The organism is Phaeovulum sp., from assembly GCF_030684035.1.
Lineage (GTDB): Bacteria > Pseudomonadota > Alphaproteobacteria > Rhodobacterales > Rhodobacteraceae > UBA6213.
In genome coordinates this window covers 1-15,312 of sequence record NZ_JAUXPI010000006.1, presented here as the reverse complement: position 1 = coordinate 15,312, position 15,312 = coordinate 1, and the positions used below count along the sequence as shown (strand labels likewise).

15 protein-coding genes are annotated in these 15,312 nt (G+C 66.4%); 6 read left to right on the top strand and 9 right to left on the bottom strand.

The window, feature by feature from the left end:
• Nucleotides 1-44: 44 nt before the first annotated feature.
• From Q8J98_RS02120 to Q8J98_RS02090, 7 genes are all read right to left on the bottom strand, one after another.
• Complete coding sequence (locus Q8J98_RS02120; RefSeq protein WP_305292940.1) at nucleotides 45-1,349, bottom strand: pitrilysin family protein; 1,305 nt, start codon at nucleotides 1,347-1,349, stop codon at nucleotides 45-47.
• Entirely contained in the window at nucleotides 1,346-2,689 is a 1,344-nt protein-coding gene (locus tag Q8J98_RS02115; protein WP_305292939.1) for a pitrilysin family protein, read from the bottom strand. Before Q8J98_RS02115 ends, Q8J98_RS02120 begins: the two co-directional genes overlap by 4 nt.
• Before the next feature lie 85 nt (nucleotides 2,690-2,774).
• Nucleotides 2,775-3,314, bottom strand: coding sequence for a DUF3035 domain-containing protein (locus tag Q8J98_RS02110; protein ID WP_305184477.1), 540 nt, complete (start codon nucleotides 3,312-3,314; stop codon nucleotides 2,775-2,777).
• A gap of 30 nt (nucleotides 3,315-3,344) precedes the next feature.
• On the bottom strand, nucleotides 3,345-3,839 hold the full coding sequence (lspA, locus tag Q8J98_RS02105) for a signal peptidase II (protein WP_305292938.1): 495 nt from the start codon (nucleotides 3,837-3,839) through the stop codon (nucleotides 3,345-3,347).
• 3 nt (nucleotides 3,840-3,842) lie between these two features.
• Nucleotides 3,843-5,429 carry a bifunctional phosphoribosylaminoimidazolecarboxamide formyltransferase/IMP cyclohydrolase gene (gene purH / locus Q8J98_RS02100; protein ID WP_305292937.1) on the bottom strand — a complete coding sequence of 529 codons (1,587 nt, stop codon included), beginning with the start codon at nucleotides 5,427-5,429 and terminating at the stop codon, nucleotides 3,843-3,845.
• Between the two features lie 341 nt (nucleotides 5,430-5,770).
• Complete coding sequence (locus tag Q8J98_RS02095; protein WP_305292953.1) at nucleotides 5,771-7,477, bottom strand: heparinase II/III family protein; 1,707 nt, start codon at nucleotides 7,475-7,477, stop codon at nucleotides 5,771-5,773.
• Between the two features lie 199 nt (nucleotides 7,478-7,676).
• A complete protein-coding gene (locus tag Q8J98_RS02090; protein ID WP_305292936.1) occupies nucleotides 7,677-8,957 on the bottom strand; it encodes an RsmB/NOP family class I SAM-dependent RNA methyltransferase in 1,281 nt (426 codons plus the stop codon).
• Between the two features lie 72 nt (nucleotides 8,958-9,029).
• Here Q8J98_RS02090 and Q8J98_RS02085 point away from each other — a divergent pair, with 72 nt between their 5' ends.
• Nucleotides 9,030-9,209, top strand: coding sequence for a DUF1674 domain-containing protein (locus tag Q8J98_RS02085; protein WP_305292935.1), 180 nt, complete (start codon nucleotides 9,030-9,032; stop codon nucleotides 9,207-9,209).
• A gap of 61 nt (nucleotides 9,210-9,270) precedes the next feature.
• Here the strand turns inward: Q8J98_RS02085 and dapB are convergent, their stop codons facing one another.
• Nucleotides 9,271-10,080 (bottom strand): 4-hydroxy-tetrahydrodipicolinate reductase, encoded by an 810-nt coding sequence (gene dapB / locus Q8J98_RS02080; protein WP_305292934.1) that lies wholly within the window; start codon nucleotides 10,078-10,080, stop codon nucleotides 9,271-9,273.
• A gap of 97 nt (nucleotides 10,081-10,177) precedes the next feature.
• Between dapB and rbfA the strand changes: the two genes are divergently transcribed.
• The 5 genes from rbfA (at nucleotide 10,178) to rpsO (ending at nucleotide 13,693) form a co-directional block, all read left to right on the top strand.
• Nucleotides 10,178-10,600: a 30S ribosome-binding factor RbfA gene (gene rbfA, locus Q8J98_RS02075; RefSeq protein ID WP_305184471.1), complete on the top strand. Its 423-nt coding sequence runs from the start codon at nucleotides 10,178-10,180 to the stop codon at nucleotides 10,598-10,600.
• A 61-nt stretch (nucleotides 10,601-10,661) separates the two neighbouring features.
• Nucleotides 10,662-11,561 (top strand): tRNA pseudouridine(55) synthase TruB, encoded by a 900-nt coding sequence (gene truB / locus Q8J98_RS02070; RefSeq protein ID WP_305292933.1) that lies wholly within the window; start codon nucleotides 10,662-10,664, stop codon nucleotides 11,559-11,561.
• A 59-nt stretch (nucleotides 11,562-11,620) separates the two neighbouring features.
• Nucleotides 11,621-12,151 carry a DUF1643 domain-containing protein gene (locus Q8J98_RS02065; RefSeq protein ID WP_305292932.1) on the top strand — a complete coding sequence of 177 codons (531 nt, stop codon included), beginning with the start codon at nucleotides 11,621-11,623 and terminating at the stop codon, nucleotides 12,149-12,151.
• Between the two features lie 63 nt (nucleotides 12,152-12,214).
• Nucleotides 12,215-13,276, top strand: a complete 1,062-nt coding sequence (locus tag Q8J98_RS02060) for a calcium-binding protein (RefSeq protein WP_305292931.1) — start codon at nucleotides 12,215-12,217, stop codon at nucleotides 13,274-13,276.
• A gap of 147 nt (nucleotides 13,277-13,423) precedes the next feature.
• Nucleotides 13,424-13,693, top strand: coding sequence for a 30S ribosomal protein S15 (rpsO, locus tag Q8J98_RS02055; protein ID WP_305184466.1), 270 nt, complete (start codon nucleotides 13,424-13,426; stop codon nucleotides 13,691-13,693).
• A gap of 242 nt (nucleotides 13,694-13,935) precedes the next feature.
• Here the strand turns inward: rpsO and Q8J98_RS02050 are convergent.
• The coding region (locus Q8J98_RS02050; protein ID WP_305292930.1) for an IS1182 family transposase at nucleotides 13,936-15,312 on the bottom strand (1,377 nt) is incomplete at its 5' end.

The following is a 15,312-nucleotide window of genomic DNA, read 5'->3' as shown; positions in this document are numbered from 1 at the left end:
CTAGGGTTAGCACGAAGCGCGAACGAGGGCCATTGATTCGGGCCCTATTCGGCCAGGCCCACCGGCCGCCCCACCACCACGAAACGCAATGCCCCGGCATCAAGCAAGCGCGCGGCAACGCGGCGAACATCCTCCAGCGTTACCGCTTCGACACGCGCATTGCGGGTGTTGATGTAATCGCGCGGCAGCCCGAGGTGCTGCATGCCAACCAGAATCGAGGCAATCTGCCGGTTGCCATCAAAGCGCAGCGGATAGGCACCGGTGAGGTAGGTCTTGGCGGCGGCAAGTTCGGCCTCGTCCACGCCGTTCTGCGCCATCCGCGCCCATTCCGCACGGGTCACCGCCACCGCCTCGGCAACCTTTTCATTGGCCGAAGCAAAGTAACCCTGCCAGGTTTCCGAGCGGTCGCGCGGTGCCAGAAACGACGAAATGCCATAGCTCAGGCCTCGCTTTGCGCGCACCTCCGTCATCAGCCGCGAGCCGATGCCGCCACCCATCATGTGATCGATCAGATAGGCGGCGAAATAATCGGGGTCGCGCATCGAAAGCCCGGCATGGCCGAACAGCACCACCGACTGCGGACTGGCGAAATCGACCACCGTCACCCCCCCGGTCAGCGCCAGTTCGGCGCGTGGCGGCATCGGCGCGCCGGTTTCGGGCAGCGCGCCCAGCAATGTATCGAGAAGCGCGCCAAGCTCATCGGGTGAAATGTCGCCCACAGCGGCGATGCGGATACGGTCGCGCGCCATTGCCCGGTCCTTGGCCTCGAACATATCGGCTTGGGTCAGCGCCGCGACGCTTTCCATCGTGCCATTCAAGGAACTGCCATAGGGGTGACCGCCCCAGGCAAGCCGCCCGAAGGTATCGGAAGCAATCTCGTCGGGGTCGCGGGAATCGGCGTCGATGATCGAGAATACCTGTCCGCGCACCCTCTCAAGCGCGTCTGATTCAAAGCGTGGCTCGATCAGGGCGCTGCGCAGCAATTCCACTGCCGCAACCCGGTTTTCGGTCAACATCCGCGCCGAAACCGACAGGAGATCGTCGCCCACGTCAAAGCGAAATTCAGCCGCGAGCGATTCGGCGGCTTCGGCAAAGCCCTGCGCATCAAGCGGCCCGGCACCCTCTTCAAGCAATCCGGTCATCAGGTTGATCGCGCCGCGCTTGCCCGGCGCATCAAGGCTGGCACCACCCGCGAAGCGGATTTCAAGCGCGGTAAAGGGAATTTCGTGGTTTTCCACCAGCCAGGCGGTCAGCCCGCCGGGTGAAATGACCTCGATAATCTCCACCACGGCGCGTGCCGGGGTGGCAAGGCCGAACACCAGCGCCAGCGCTGCAACAAGCTGGATCATTGCCGCACCCCCTCGGCTTCAGGCCGCATCAGCCATGCGGTAACAGAGCGCCGTCGCACCAGCACCGCCTCTGCGGCGGCCATCACATCGGCTTCGCTGACCGCGCGCAGCGCCTCGGGCCAGCCCTGCACATCGGCAATCGCAAGGCCACTGGTCAGCGCCTCGCCATAGCGCCGCGCCATGCCCTGCACGTTGTCGCGCGTGTAGATTTCGCTGGCGCTGATCTGGGTGCTGATCCGGGCAAACTGCGCCGGGTCCGGCCCATCGCGCAGGAATGCCGCCAAGGCCTCGTCAAGCGCCGCTTCGGCATCGGCGAGGCTCACCCCGGCTGCTGGAACCACGGTAATTCCGAACGTCGTTTCATCATGGCTGGTGCCGTCATACGACACCCTGACGGCAATTGCCTTGCCGCTGTCAAACACCAGTGCACGGCCGAGAACCGAGGTCGCGGCGTTCCCGCCCAGCAGTTCGGCCAGCACCGTAAGCGCGGCGGCCTCCGACTGATCGCCCGCATTGCGCTCGGGTGCGAGATAGCTGCGCGTCACATAGGGGCGCTGCACCCGCGGGTCGGCATATGTCAGCCGCCTTTCGGCCAGTTGCGGCGGCTCGGCCACGCGCTGGCGTTCGCCAAGGCCTTCGGTCGGTGCCAGCACACCGTAATAGAGGCGCGCCAACCGCTCCACCTCGGCGGGGTCAACATCGCCCGCCACCACCAGAACCGCATTGTTGGGCGCATAGTAGCGATCATACCAGGCCTGCGCATCGGCGCGCGTCAGCGCCTCCATCTCGTGCCGCCAGCCGATCACCGGGGTGCCGTAGGGGTGGTTGAGGTATTGCGCCGCATTCATCTGCTCGCGCAGGAGCGCCCCGGGGTCGCTGTCGATGCGCTGGTTGCGCTCTTCAATGATCACCTGCAACTCGGTCGCCCAGTCGTCTTCCGAAAGCACCAGATCGCGCATCCGGTCGGCCTCCATCCGCATCACCAGTTCCAGCCTGTCGGCCGCAATGCGCTGAAAATAGGCGGTGTAGTCATGCGAGGTGAAGGCGTTGTCCGAACCGCCGTTGGCCTCGACCGTGGCCGAAAGCTCGCCCGGGGCAAGTTCGTCGGTGCCCTTGAACATCAGATGTTCAAGAAAATGCGCAACGCCCGAGGTGCCGCGCGCCTCATCGGCGGCACCAGCGCGGTACCAGACCATATGCACCACCACCGGGGCGCGATGATCTTCGATCACCACCGCTTCGAGACCGTTTTCAAGCGTGAAGCGGCTGATGCCCTCGGCACTTGCTTGTGCCGCTGCCAGCGCCAGCGAAAGGCAAAGCCATATGCGGCCAAACGTCATGCGCAACCTCCGGTTTCCTGCTGCGAAGGTACGCTATCGCGCCCGCCCGGCAAGCCCCCGACGCGCTGCGATGACGCCTTGTTGATCAGCGCCTGAGCAGCGCCGGTTCCGGTGGCGCGCCGACGGTGCGGATACCAAGCTTGCGCCAGCGCTCGATCTCGGCGGCCTGATCAAGCGACATTGCCAGATAGGCCTGATAATAGACGTTCACGTTGAACAGCCGCTCCAGAAGCTTGCCGTTGTTCTTGCGGCGGTATTCCAGGTCTTCGGCGGCCAGCACGGCGCGAATGTCGGCGCTGGAGCCATATTTCGCCACATGCGCCATCAGCCCGGCGTCGGCGGCGGCAATACCACGCGCCAGAACCGCGGGCTTGCCGCCAAGTGCGGCAATGGCATCGGCCTCGGGGGTTGGATCCGTCAGGTTGGAGCCGCCGGGAGTGGGGGGCGGCAGCGCCGCCAGACTTGCGGGCATTTGCAGCGGCTTGGTGGGAAGGATGCCGAATTCGTCCGGCCCCGAAGACGCGGCGCGCACGTTCATCAGCTTCGGTTCCTTGTCGCTGCCGCAAGCGCCAAGCGCCAGCACTGCCGCCAGCACCAGCCCGAACTTGCCGATTCCCGCCTGCATGGGCCGCTCCCTCACCATCTCGTCCCCGTCTTAGCGCAACTCCTCGCGCGCGTCACGAGGCTTCTGCCCGCCACCGGCAAAGGCAACAAGCCCCAGCGCCCCGGCAAATATCGCCACATCCGCGATGTTGAACGACCAGGGGTTGGCGATGCCGGGCACCGCGATGTTGATGAAATCGGCCACCGCGCCATAGATCAGCCGGTCAACCACATTGCCAAGCGCGCCACCGACCAGAAGACCCGCCGCCAGTTGCAGCTTTCGGCTCTGCCGCTCGCGCGCAACCCACCACCAGACCCAGGCCGAAATAGCCAGCGCCACGGCCACCAGAACCCACCGCGTCACCCCGGCATCATTTGCGAAAAGCCCGAAGTTGACGCCCCGGTTCCACGCCATGCGCAGGCTCAGCCAGGGTGGTGCCACCTCGATCAGTTGGCGCGTGGCAAGATCGAGCCGTTGCACCACAAGGTATTTGCTGGCCTGATCGACCAGCACAACAACCACCACCGCCCATCCCGCAAGCCGCATGTGCTAGTGCCTGAAATGGCGCTGGCCGGTAAAGACCATCGCCAGCCCCAACGCATCTGCCGCCGCGATCACCTCGGCGTCACGCATGGAACCGCCTGGCTGGATGATCGCGGTTGCCCCCGCCTCGGCAGCGGCAATGAGCCCGTCGGCAAACGGAAAGAACGCATCCGATGCCACTGCCGATCCGCGGGTGAGTGGCTCCTGCAGGCCCATCGCCTCGGCCATGTCGCGCGCCTTGATCGCGGCGATGCGGGTGCTGTCGACCCGGCTCATCTGCCCGGCACCGACGCCGACCGTCGCCCCGTCTTTCACATAGATTATGGCGTTGGATTTGACGTGCTTTGCCACCACCCAGGCAAACATCAGATCGCGCAGTTCCGCCTCGGTCGGGGCGCGCCGGGTCACCACCTTCAGCTCGCTCCGGGCGACATGGCCAATATCCTTGTCCTGCACCAGAAAACCGCCCGAAACCTGCCGAAAGCCCAGAATCGGCGCGCGCGGATCGGGCAGCCGGTCGGTGGTCAGAAGCCGCAGGTTTTTCTTGCCCGCAAATACCGCCCGCGCGCCATCGTCGGCCCCCGGCGCGATCACCACTTCGGTAAAGATCTTGCAGATTTCCTCGGCGGTTTCCGCATCAAGTGGCCGGTTGAGCGCCACGATGCCGCCAAATGCCGAGGTCCGGTCGCAGTCGTAGGCGCGCCGGTAGGCTTCGACAAGGCTCGCGCCTTGCGCAACCCCGCAAGGGTTGGCGTGCTTGATGATCGCACAGGCGGGTGCCTGCCCGGCAAACTCGGCCACCAGTTCAAACGCCGCATCGGTATCGTTGATATTGTTGTAGCTCAGTTCCTTGCCTTGCCATTGGCGCGCTGTGGCAACACCGGGCCGGTTTGAGCCATCGGTATAAAAGGCCGCCGCCTGATGCGGGTTCTCGCCGTAGCGCAGCCCCTGCGCCAGCGTGCCGGCAAAGGCGCGGCGGCGCGGCGTGGTCTCGCCAATTGCGCCCGCCATCCAGCTTGAAACCGCGGCATCATAGGCGGCGGTTCGGGCATAGGCGATTTGCGCCTGACGCTGGCGGAAGGCGCGCGAGGTCTGCACCCCCTGCGCATCAAGTTCGTCCAGCACCGCGCCATAATCCTGCACATCCACCACCACCGTCACGAAAGCGTGGTTCTTGGCACCGGCGCGGATCATCGCCGGGCCGCCGATATCGATGTTTTCGATGCAATCATCGTAGTTGCCACCCCGCGCGACCGTTGCTTCGAACGGATAGAGGTTGACCACCAGCAGGTCGATCGGCTCGATCCCATGCGCCGCCATTGCCGCCAGATGCTCGACATCGTCGCGCAGCGCCAGAAGGCCGCCATGCACCGCCGGGTGCAGGGTTTTCACCCGACCATCCATCATCTCGGGAAAGCCAGTCAGGTCGGCCACATCGCGCACCTTCAGCCCTGCGGCGCGCAGGGCAGCGGCGGTGCCGCCGGTCGAGACGATCTCGACCCCTCGCGCGGCAAGCGCACTGGCGAAATCCACCAGCCCGGTCTTGTCGGAAACCGAAATCAGCGCGCGGCGCAGCGGAACGAGATTGGACATGTTTGGCCCTCGGTGGATCAGATCGGTGTTCGCGGCAACCCCTGCCGTGCTAGCGCAGCGCATAAGCCAAACTTGCGGCGGTTTGAACCTTCCGTTTGCCCCCGGAGGCAAAAAAAACATTGGTGCGAGCGTTATCTGGGCGTGTTGCCCGGCACAGATGCAAGTCAGCGACGACTGATCGGGCTCGCCGCGCCAAGCCTTGCCATTGTGCCACGCGAGCAGATCGCATCTGGCCAGAGCCGGGCGGCAATCTTCGCATCGCGCGTCAAGGTGGCAAAGGGGCTACCGGATTGTCTCCAAACAAGGGCCGATGACTTGCGGCAGAAGCTGCGCATGTGCCGTCAATCGGCTGCCACCCCCTCGTCACGTTCCAGATCACGGAGCACGGTCGGCGTGTCTTGCGCCTTCGCCAGGGTCCAGCCGATCTGGCTGGCATAATCGACCACCACGCCCGCAAGCACGATCTGGCGGCTGGCGCGCGGGCGCAGGCGGCCGCTTTCAAGGTAAACCGAAGGCTCCAGCGTCATTTCGGCCCCGGCCTCGGGGCGAAACACCCAGATCTCGCCGCTTTTCAGCGCCAACGAAACCGCGGTGCCGCCAAGGTCGAGCGCGGCGTCAACCTCGGGGTGCAGATGAAAGCGGATATCGAAGGGCACGCCTTCGTGCTGACTGCGCCGCATCACCGTTTCGAAACGCCTGCGGTCGGCGGCGCTCATCGCGCCCAAAGTGTCGGCCCCGGAAAGCACGCGACCATCAAGCGTCAGTTCCAGTTCGCGCACATGGACCAGCCCGTGCGTAGCAACATAGCCGTTGTGGCCAAGCACAAGCCGTGCCCCCCCGATACCAGCCTCGGGCCTTGCCCAAACCTCGTTCGGCACGTCTGCCAGCACTTCGCCGCCGCCCCCGACCAGCCGCGCGGGGGCCAGACGTGACGACGAATAACCGCGGATGCAAAGTGTCGAGTGGCTGGGCGTCGCGCGCCCGGCGCGGCGCCAGTCTGGCCCGAAGGCAGCACCCGAACCACAGTTCACGATCAGCGGGCGCCGCCCCGAAGTCAGCTCCAGCGCCAGAGTCGAAGCATGGGCATTGACCGACGCGCGCCCCGAAGGCGGGGCCGCGGCGTCAACAATGACCGTGGTGCGACCACCATGCAGGCGCACAAAGCCCATTGCCGGGGCCTCGGCGGAAAGCGCGCGCACCCCGGCGCTTGCCAGCGCCTGATCCAGCCGCCCCTCGGAGCCGCGGCCGCCGCCGTGAAACCGCGCCAAGCCGCCATCGGCATGGCGCAGTGCCCGCAGCGTTGGCGCGATGCGCGCGATTGCTGCCAGATGCGAGGGATGCGAGCTGCGTCCGGCCTCGCCCAGCGCCGCTGTGGCCCAGGTAAGCAGGGTGAAAACCTCCAGCAATTCCTCTGGGTTGCGCGTTGGAATTCCGCCATGCGCGTCAATCTGTGCTTCACATTCGCGCGCCAGCGCGGCAGCGGCGCTGGGCACATGACGCTCCATCCCGGTCAGCGCGAGGCCTGCGTAGATCAGCCCGGTCAACGCCTCGAAACGGGCGACGCCGGGGCTGGCGGCGCGCCAGCGCCGTGCCAGGAACAGGGTCTGCTGCGCAAGGCTGCGAAAGAACGCATCCGCCGCCGCCCGGTCACGCCCGTTGAGCAAAAAGATCGCGTGGTTGATCCAGCGGATCAGCCGCCGCCCGGTCAAATCGGGTGTCCAACCGGGCCCGCGACCGCCGCCGTAGCGGGAAATCCAGCCGAACACCCACTCCTGCGCCCGCTCCCGCGCCGCGCCATCGCCAAGTGCTGCCAGATCATCCAGCCAGGTGCAGCCATGCAGCGCCGACCCGAAACTCGGATCAGGCATCGGCAGATTCCAGATCGGCACACCGGGGCCCTCGATCAAAAACCCCGCAAACAGAAAGTTGCCCGCCACCAGTTGCCGCCCGCGCGCGTGGCTGCCGATGGTCCGCGGCTCGGGCTGGCTGACAAAGCCGGTGGCGGGCCGGGCGCTGGCCGCGCGCAATGCCTGCAGACGATTGGCCATGCGGTAGGCGGCGCGGGCAAGCGCGCCCGGCGCTGCCCCCAAGTCGCTCTGCCGCTCATCCATGCCTGACATGCCGTTGGTCGCCGTTTTCGCGCCTGAGCGCCCGCCCCATTCACGCATCCGCACCATAGCCAGCGCCCGGGAGACTGTCACCGCTCATTTCTGGCATCAGCGCGGTTACCGCCGCACCGGCACCCGTTCAGCGCCGCAGGCGCGCAATATAGAAGCCGTCCATTCCGCCCGCCTCTGGCCAGTAGTCGGGGCGCAGCCGCAGCCCGCCTTCAGGCGTTATCCAAGCGGGGCTCACCCCCGGCAGCGCCAGCGCCGCAGGGTCGCTGCGCAAATCGGGGTGGTGGGCTAGCGCCGCGGCAACCTGCGCCTCGCCCTCTTCGGGCAACAGCGAACAGGTGGCATAAACCAGCCGTCCGCCAGGCTTCAGAAAGCCCAGCGCCCGGTCAATCAGCGCTGCCTGCAATTCGTAAAGCCCGCGCAGGCTGGCAGGATCGCGGCTATGCGGCAGATCGGGGTGGCGGCGGATGGTGCCGGTGGCAGAACAGGGCGCATCGAGCAGCACCGCATCAAAGCCTTGCTCGGGCACCCAGGCAAGCGCATCGGCCACCACCACCTCGGCGCGGAGCCCTGTGCGCGCAAGGTTCTCGTGCAGGCGTTGCATCCGCGGCGCGGAAATATCAAGCGCCGTCACCACCGCCCCCGCCGCCGCCAGTTGCAGCGTTTTGCCGCCGGGGGCCGCGCAAAGGTCAAGCACCCGCTCGCCCGCCACCGGTGCCAGCACCCGCGCCACCAGCGCGGCGGCGGCATCCTGCACCCACCAGTCGCCGCTCGCATAGCCCGGCAGCTCGCTCACCTGCCCCTGCTGCCCGGCAAGCCGCACCGACCCGGTCGCCAGCACCACCCCGCCCAAGGCCGCCGCAAGCGTCACAGCATCGCCCGTTTTCGGCGTGAGGTCGAAAGCTGCCCCGCGCAAATGCGCCGCCTCCATCGCCATCACCGCCTGCTTGCCCCAGGCATTCATCAGCCGCCCGCGCAGCCATGACGGCAAGGCGGGTGGCGGCAGCGCCGCCCAGGCCGCAGGCGGAGTTGCTGCCACTTTGCGCAGCACCGCGTTCACCAGCCCGGCAAGGCTTTCGCCGCGCGGCCCCGACGCCCGCACCAGGGTTACCGCCGCATCGACCACGCCATGCGGTGCCGCAGTCTCTTCCAGCAGCTCGACGGTCGCGAGACGCAACGCCGCCAGTACCTCGGCTGGCGGCGGGCGGCGCAGATGCGGCTTCAGCACGGCATCGGCGCGGCCAAGCTGACGCAGGGTGGTGGTTGCCAGCCGCTGCGCCCGCGCCCGCTCAGGCGGCGAAAGACCCACCAAAGCACCTGCGGCGAGCAGATCCGACAGCGTCGCATGGCCCTCGGTCACGCCCGCGATCAGGCCAACCGCCGCCTGCCGCACCGGATCTGCCTTGCCCATGCCCCACCCTTTGCCAGTTGCACACCCCGCCGCGCCCTATATCATGGTGCCGCCCCGCACAAGGAACCCGCGATGCGCGACGATACTGCCCCCGACCTGCCCGCCGCCGCACGCCGCGCCCTTGCAGAGGCCGCGGCGCGCCGCAAGGCCGCCGCTACGGTGGCGCTTCCGACCGAACTCGGCGGCCGCGACGGCCCCGAGCCGGTGCGCTATGGCGACTGGGAGAAAAAGGGGCTGGCGATCGACTTCTGATCGCCAGCGGCCGGGGGCGCTGCCCCTGGACCCCCGGGGTATCTGAAGCAATGAAGAAGCCTCAGAGACCGAGCACGTCGAACATATCGTATTCGCCCGGCTTCTGGCCCTGCCCCCATAATGCGGCGCGCAATGCGCCGCGGGCAAAAATGGCGCGGTCGGTGGCAATGTGGCGCAGCACGATGCGTTCGCCCGCGCCGGCAAAGATCACGTCATGTTCGCCGACAATATCGCCGCCGCGCAGGCTGGCAAAGCCGATGGCACCGGGGCGGCGCGCGCCGGTGATGCCGTCACGCCCCGCCTCGCGGTTGGCATCAAGCGGGATGCCGCGCCCCTCTGCCGCCGCCTGCCCGAGCATCAGCGCGGTGCCCGAAGGCGCATCGACCTTCATGCGGTGGTGCGCTTCCAGGATTTCCACATCCCAATCGGCGTCGAGCGCGGCCGCCACCTTGCGGGTAAGCTGCACCAGAAGGTTGACACCAAGGCTCATGTTGCCCGCGCGTACGATCACCGCGTGGCGCGCGGCCGCCTTGAGTTTCGCCAGATGGCTGGCTTCCAGCCCGGTAGTGCCGATCACATGCACGGCGCGGGCCTGCGCCGCGAGTGCCGCAAACTCCACCGTCGCGGCGGGCGCGGTGAAATCGATTACCGCCTGGGCCTGCGCGAAGGCCTCCAGAGGATCATCGGTGACGATGAGGCCGCTCGCCGCGCCGCCAAGCGCCAGCCCGTGGTCACGCCCCACCCAGGCGTGGCCGCTGCGCTCCACCGCGCCCACCAGCCGCGCCTTGCCCGAACCGGCAATGGTTGCCGCCAGCATCCGGCCCATTCGGCCCGATGCCCCGGTAATCACGATGCCCGGCAATTCGCTCATGCCCCGCCCCCTGCCGCTCTGGTCTTTTCCATACCCGCTGCGGCCCGGCTTGGCAAAGCCCCGTTGCGAGCGGGGCCACAGTGCCCTACATGGGGGCATGGCAACAAACCGCTTTCCACAGGGGCAAGGCCCTTCGCAACGTCAGCTTCGCGTCGGCGAGCTGATTCGGCGCAACCTCTCCGAAGCCTTGCTGCACGGTGAGGTGCATGACGATGTGCTGGCGGGTTTTTCGGTAACCGTGGGCGAAGTGCGCCTGTCACCAGACCTGCGCGTGGCAACCGCCTATGTCTCGCCGCTCGGCGGGCAGGGCGGCGAGGCGCTGCTCAAGGCGCTCAAGCGCAAGACCGGCGAAATCCGCCATCTGATTTCGCGCGGCATGACCCTGCGGGCGACACCCGAACTGCGCTTTGTGCTCGACCAGACCTTTGACCGGCTCGACCAGACCCGGCGCATGTTTGCCGACGAGACCGTGCAGCGCGACATCGCCAAGCCGGATGACGAGCCGCCGCAGACCGAGTGACCCGGTTGACGCTGGGCAAACGCTCGGCTAGCAGGCGGGCTCCGCCGCAAAGGGGCAGTGCATGGCACGCAAGAAAGGCCGCGAGGTTTCGGGCTGGCTGATCGTCGACAAGCCCGCTGGCATCACCTCGACTGCCGTGGTCGGCAAGGTGCGCTGGGCGCTCGACGCGAAAAAGGCGGGCCACGCGGGCACGCTCGATCCGGGGGCAACCGGGGTGCTGGCGATTGCGCTGGGCGAAGCCACCAAGACCGTGCCCTACATCACCGACGCGTTGAAATGCTACCGCTTCAGCATGCGGCTGGGCAGCGCCACAACCACGGATGATGCCGAAGGCGCGGTGATTGCCGCGACGCATCTGCGCCCCACCGATGCCGAAATAGCGGCCGCCCTGCCCGCATTTCGCGGTGCCATTCAGCAGGTGCCGCCGCAGTTTTCTGCCGTCAAGGTCGAAGGCGAGCGCGCCTATGATCTGGCGCGTTCCGGCGAGACGATGGACCTCGCCGCGCGCCCGCTCTGGGTGGAGAGCCTCAAGGTGATCGCCCGACCTGATCCCGATACGCTGGAACTGGAGATGATCTGCGGCAAGGGCGGCTATGTCCGCGCCATCGCCCGCGACCTTGGCGCAGCACTGGGGTGCTACGGTCACGTCCTGATGTTGCGGCGCGTCTGGTCGGGGCCATTCGATGCCGCGCAGGGATTGAGCCTCGACGAGATCGAGCGCCTCGCGCGAAGCCCGGAGCTCGAAACGCATCTGCTGCCGCTGGAGCTTGGGCTGGCAGACCTGCCCGAGCTGAAAGCCACGCCCGAGGGTGCCGTGCGAATGCGCAACGGCAACCCCGGCACGGTGCTGACCGGTGCCGAATACGGCGCGGCCGCCTGGGCGAGCTTTCAGGACCAGCCGGTGGCGGTTGGCATCTACCGCGCGGGAGAGCTGCACCCGAGCCGGGTGTTCAACCTCTGAGGCGGCATCCGGTTTCGGGCGGGGCTTGCGCGCGCGGGCGGCGCGGGCCAGAAAGCGGCATGATCACCCGGCACCACCTCAAGGGCGATGCGGCAAGCAGCGCGGTCTATTCGGATTGCGAACGCTATCGCTATCTGCTGACGCGGGTCTGGCAGCCTGAAGCGCCGCGCGCGCTCTATATTCTGCTCAACCCCTCGACCGCGACCGAGGCGCAGAACGACCCCACCGTGGAACGTTGCGAGCGGCGGGCGCGGGTGCTCGGCTATGGCGGTTTCCGGGTCGCCAACATCTTCGCCTTTCGCGCCACCGACCCACGCGCGATGCGCGCCGAAGCCGACCCGATCGGCCCGGGCAACGATGCGGCGATTGCCGAAAGCCTTGGCTGGGCCGCAGGTGCCGACGACCTGATCCTTTGCGCCTGGGGCGCGCACGGGGCGCATCTGGGGCGCGGCGCGGCGGTGGGGGCGATGCTGGGTGCCAGTGGCCGCAGGCTTTTCCACCTTGGCCTTACGCGCGACGGCGCGCCGCGCCACCCGCTTTACATAGGCTATGACCGCCGGCCCGAGCGCTGGACTTCGCAGCAGGCCTGAGCAATAATATTCGCTAAAGTATTAGGCACTATCGGCTAGGCAAAACCGCCTGATTGCAAGATCATGGCCGCATGCGAAAGCCAGTGGGGGGCCGCCGCCGTGTTTTTGATTGCCGGGTTTCTGGGGTTGCTGCTTGTCGGGTTTTCGGCCGACCTCTTTTCCTTTTTCGGCAATGGTGGCGCTGCTGAGTCCGAACCGGAGGGCGATGGGCACATTTCCGCCGAGACACCGGCAGATGGCGACCTGTTGGACGCCGATGCCCAGGATGTGGTTGCCGCCGCACCCGATCCGGTCACTGGCACCGAGGGTGAGGACATCCTCTGGGGCGACGAGAACGGTGACATTATTTCTGGTGGCGCAGGTGATGACCAGATCAACGGCTACGGCGGCGATGATACGTTGGCGGGCGGTGACGGCAGCGATGACATGCACGGCGGCACCGGCGACGACCTGATTTCAGGTGGTCCGGGTGATGACGCGCTCAGCGGCAACGATGGCAACGACACGCTCCTTGGCGGCGCGGGCGATGACAGCCTGATGGGCGGCATGGGCGATGACCTGCTTGATGGCGGCGCGGGCGACGACCTTCTGCAAGGCGGCAGCGGTGCCGATCTCCTGCTCGGCGGCGCGGGCAACGACAGCCTGCAAGGCGGCGAAGGGGCCGACACGCTGATCGGCGGGCTTGGCAGCGATGAGCTGTTCGGCGATGCCGGAAACGATGTGCTGATCGGCCGTGTGGCAGACCCGGTCACCGGGTCGGGTGACATCGACACCGGCCAAGACCTGCTCAATGGCGGGCGCGGCGATGATCTGCTGGTGCTTGGCAGCGGTGATTTCGGCAATGGCGGCGAGGGCGCGGACCTGTTCGCCGTAGGCGACTGGATCGACCCCGCACGCCCCGCCACGATCCTGTTCGACGCGAGCCTTGACCGGATCGCGCTGGTTTACGACCCTGAGGTGCACAGCAACCCTCTGGTGACGGTAGAGCCTTCTGCCACCGCACCCGACGCCGTCTGGATCAAGCTTGATGGAATCGCGCTGGTCGAGGTCTTGCACGGTGCCGGACTGACCGCCGAGGACATCGCGCTTTTGACCCCGCAGGCGCTTGCCGCCATCGCCGCCTAGGCCGCGCGGCGCGGGGCCAGCCGCAATTGGGCTTTCCTTTCCGGCGCATTTCCCCTATATGCGCGCATCCGCCTGCCCTGGCGGAGCAAGGGCCCTGCTGGACGACATCCCGGCTTGTGCCGTCACCTCAATATCAAGGAGTCCCCGATGTCGATTACTGTCGAAGAAAAAGCCCGCCTCATCAAGGAATTCGCCACCAAGGAAGGCGATACCGGTTCGCCCGAGGTGCAGGTGGCCATTCTCACCTCGCGTATCGCGACGCTGACCGAGCACTTCAAGGACCACAAGAAGGACAACCATTCCCGCCGTGGCCTCTTGATGATGGTGGCCCAGCGCCGCCGCCTGCTCGACTACCTCAAGGGCAAAAGTGCCGCCCGCTACGCCACGCTGATCGAAAGGCTGGCGCTGCGCCGCTGAACTGTCGCAAAGGTTGCATGGGTGCCCGTGGCGAAGGCTGCGGGCATTTTTGTTTGTCGAATGTCTGCTATGAGTCGAGGCTGTGTGGAAACTCGGCGACCTGAGCCCCTGGGGGCGTGATTTTGGTCGGCAGGTAGATTTCGGCTTAAATTGGTCGCAAACCCGGTTTTGGACGTGCCCTTGGGCCTGAGGCAAGCCTTGAAGCACACCGAACCGTCAATGGACGCCCGTGTTCGCCCGATCTACCCCGGGATTGCGGCCATCAGCCCCTTGATGCCGACCAGCGCGATCATTCGTTTGATGTTGTAGGCCAGCACATTCAGCGCCATTTCCGTGCGCACCCCCCGAAGCCGCCGGGTCAGGAAATGGCAGGGCCCAGTCCAGGACTTGATCGTGCCAAACGGGTGCTCGACCGTCGAGCGACGGACGCTCATCGGGGCGGCCGGGCTGCGGCGGCGGGCATTCGAGGCTTCGACCAAATGTTCGTGTTCCCATCGCGAGACCCGACGCTCGTGCCCTGTGGTGCAACGGCTTTTGAGGGCGCAATCCTTGCACGCGTTTGTCCAGTAGCGTCGCATTTGGAGGCCCTGCTGCTCGGTGGTGGTGCGATGCGTCAGCGCCTGTCCCGCAGGGCAGCGATAGACATCGGCATCATGGTCATAGGCGAAGTCTGCCTTCACAAAATGCCCCTTTGACCGGGCACCGGACGTATCCGAACGCGGCACTGTCGCTGTTATACCCGCCTTGTGGCAGGCAAGGATTTCGAGGGCGCTGAAGTAGCCCTTGTCGGCAAGTATGTGCAGATCCTCGCGCTGCAGAACTGCCTTGATCTGTGTCGCCATCTTGGTCAGCAGATCCCGGTCATGCCCCTGGTTGGTGACCTCATGCGTCACGATCAGATGGGTCTCGGCATCGACAACGCTTTGAACATTATAGCCAACATGTCCGCTGTGCTGCGCGCGCGTCGCCATGGCGCGGGCATCTGGATCGGTAAGCGATATCTGCCCATCGGGCGCATCGGCGAGCGCCTCATCCATTGCCAACAGGCGTTCAATCTCCTGCCGGATGCGGTGATATCGGCCGGTCAGATGCGCCGACCGCTCAGCCCGTGCTGCGCCGGTTTCTTGGCGATCGATCCGGTCGGCCTCCTCGATATAGCGCCCGACCTCTGCCTCCAGATGTGCCAAGCGGCTCACGATTTTGCCCTTGGTGAAGTTCCGGTCCCGATTGTTGACCGCCTTGAATTTACTGCCATCAACCGCGACAACGTCGCCCTTCAGCACGCCAATCCTGCGGCACAGTTCCACGAACTTCGCACAGGTCTTGCGGATGGCTGGGCCGTTCTCACGTCGAAAATCAGCGATGGTCTTGTGGTCAGGCACCAGCCGTCCGATGAGCCAAATCAGCTCGACATTACGACCAGCCTCGCGTTCCAGCCGTCGGCTGGACGGGATCCGGTTCAGGTAGCCGTAGATGAACAGCTTGAGCAGATCGGCCGGGTGACACCCTGGCCGCCCGGTGCGTGCGGCGGCATGGCGGTGAAATCCGAGGGCAGCCAGATCGAGTTGATCGACGAACAGATCGACGATGCGGACAGGGTGCTCCTCAGCAATCCAGTC

Coding starts and splice junctions, on each gene's coding strand:
- Q8J98_RS02120 (WP_305292940.1), bottom strand. CDS start 1,349: ATGATCCAGCTTGTTGCAGCGCTGGCGCTGGTGTTCGGCCTTGCCACC.
- Q8J98_RS02115 (WP_305292939.1), bottom strand. CDS start 2,689: ATGACGTTTGGCCGCATATGGCTTTGCCTTTCGCTGGCGCTGGCAGCG.
- Q8J98_RS02110 (WP_305184477.1), bottom strand. CDS start 3,314: ATGCAGGCGGGAATCGGCAAGTTCGGGCTGGTGCTGGCGGCAGTGCTG.
- lspA (WP_305292938.1), bottom strand. CDS start 3,839: ATGCGGCTTGCGGGATGGGCGGTGGTGGTTGTTGTGCTGGTCGATCAG.
- purH (WP_305292937.1), bottom strand. CDS start 5,429: ATGTCCAATCTCGTTCCGCTGCGCCGCGCGCTGATTTCGGTTTCCGAC.
- Q8J98_RS02095 (WP_305292953.1), bottom strand. CDS start 7,477: ATGGCCAATCGTCTGCAGGCATTGCGCGCGGCCAGCGCCCGGCCCGCC.
- Q8J98_RS02090 (WP_305292936.1), bottom strand. CDS start 8,957: ATGGGCAAGGCAGATCCGGTGCGGCAGGCGGCGGTTGGCCTGATCGCG.
- Q8J98_RS02085 (WP_305292935.1), top strand. CDS start 9,030: ATGCGCGACGATACTGCCCCCGACCTGCCCGCCGCCGCACGCCGCGCC.
- dapB (WP_305292934.1), bottom strand. CDS start 10,080: ATGAGCGAATTGCCGGGCATCGTGATTACCGGGGCATCGGGCCGAATG.
- rbfA (WP_305184471.1), top strand. CDS start 10,178: ATGGCAACAAACCGCTTTCCACAGGGGCAAGGCCCTTCGCAACGTCAG.
- truB (WP_305292933.1), top strand. CDS start 10,662: ATGGCACGCAAGAAAGGCCGCGAGGTTTCGGGCTGGCTGATCGTCGAC.
- Q8J98_RS02065 (WP_305292932.1), top strand. CDS start 11,621: ATGATCACCCGGCACCACCTCAAGGGCGATGCGGCAAGCAGCGCGGTC.
- Q8J98_RS02060 (WP_305292931.1), top strand. CDS start 12,215: ATGGCCGCATGCGAAAGCCAGTGGGGGGCCGCCGCCGTGTTTTTGATT.
- rpsO (WP_305184466.1), top strand. CDS start 13,424: ATGTCGATTACTGTCGAAGAAAAAGCCCGCCTCATCAAGGAATTCGCC.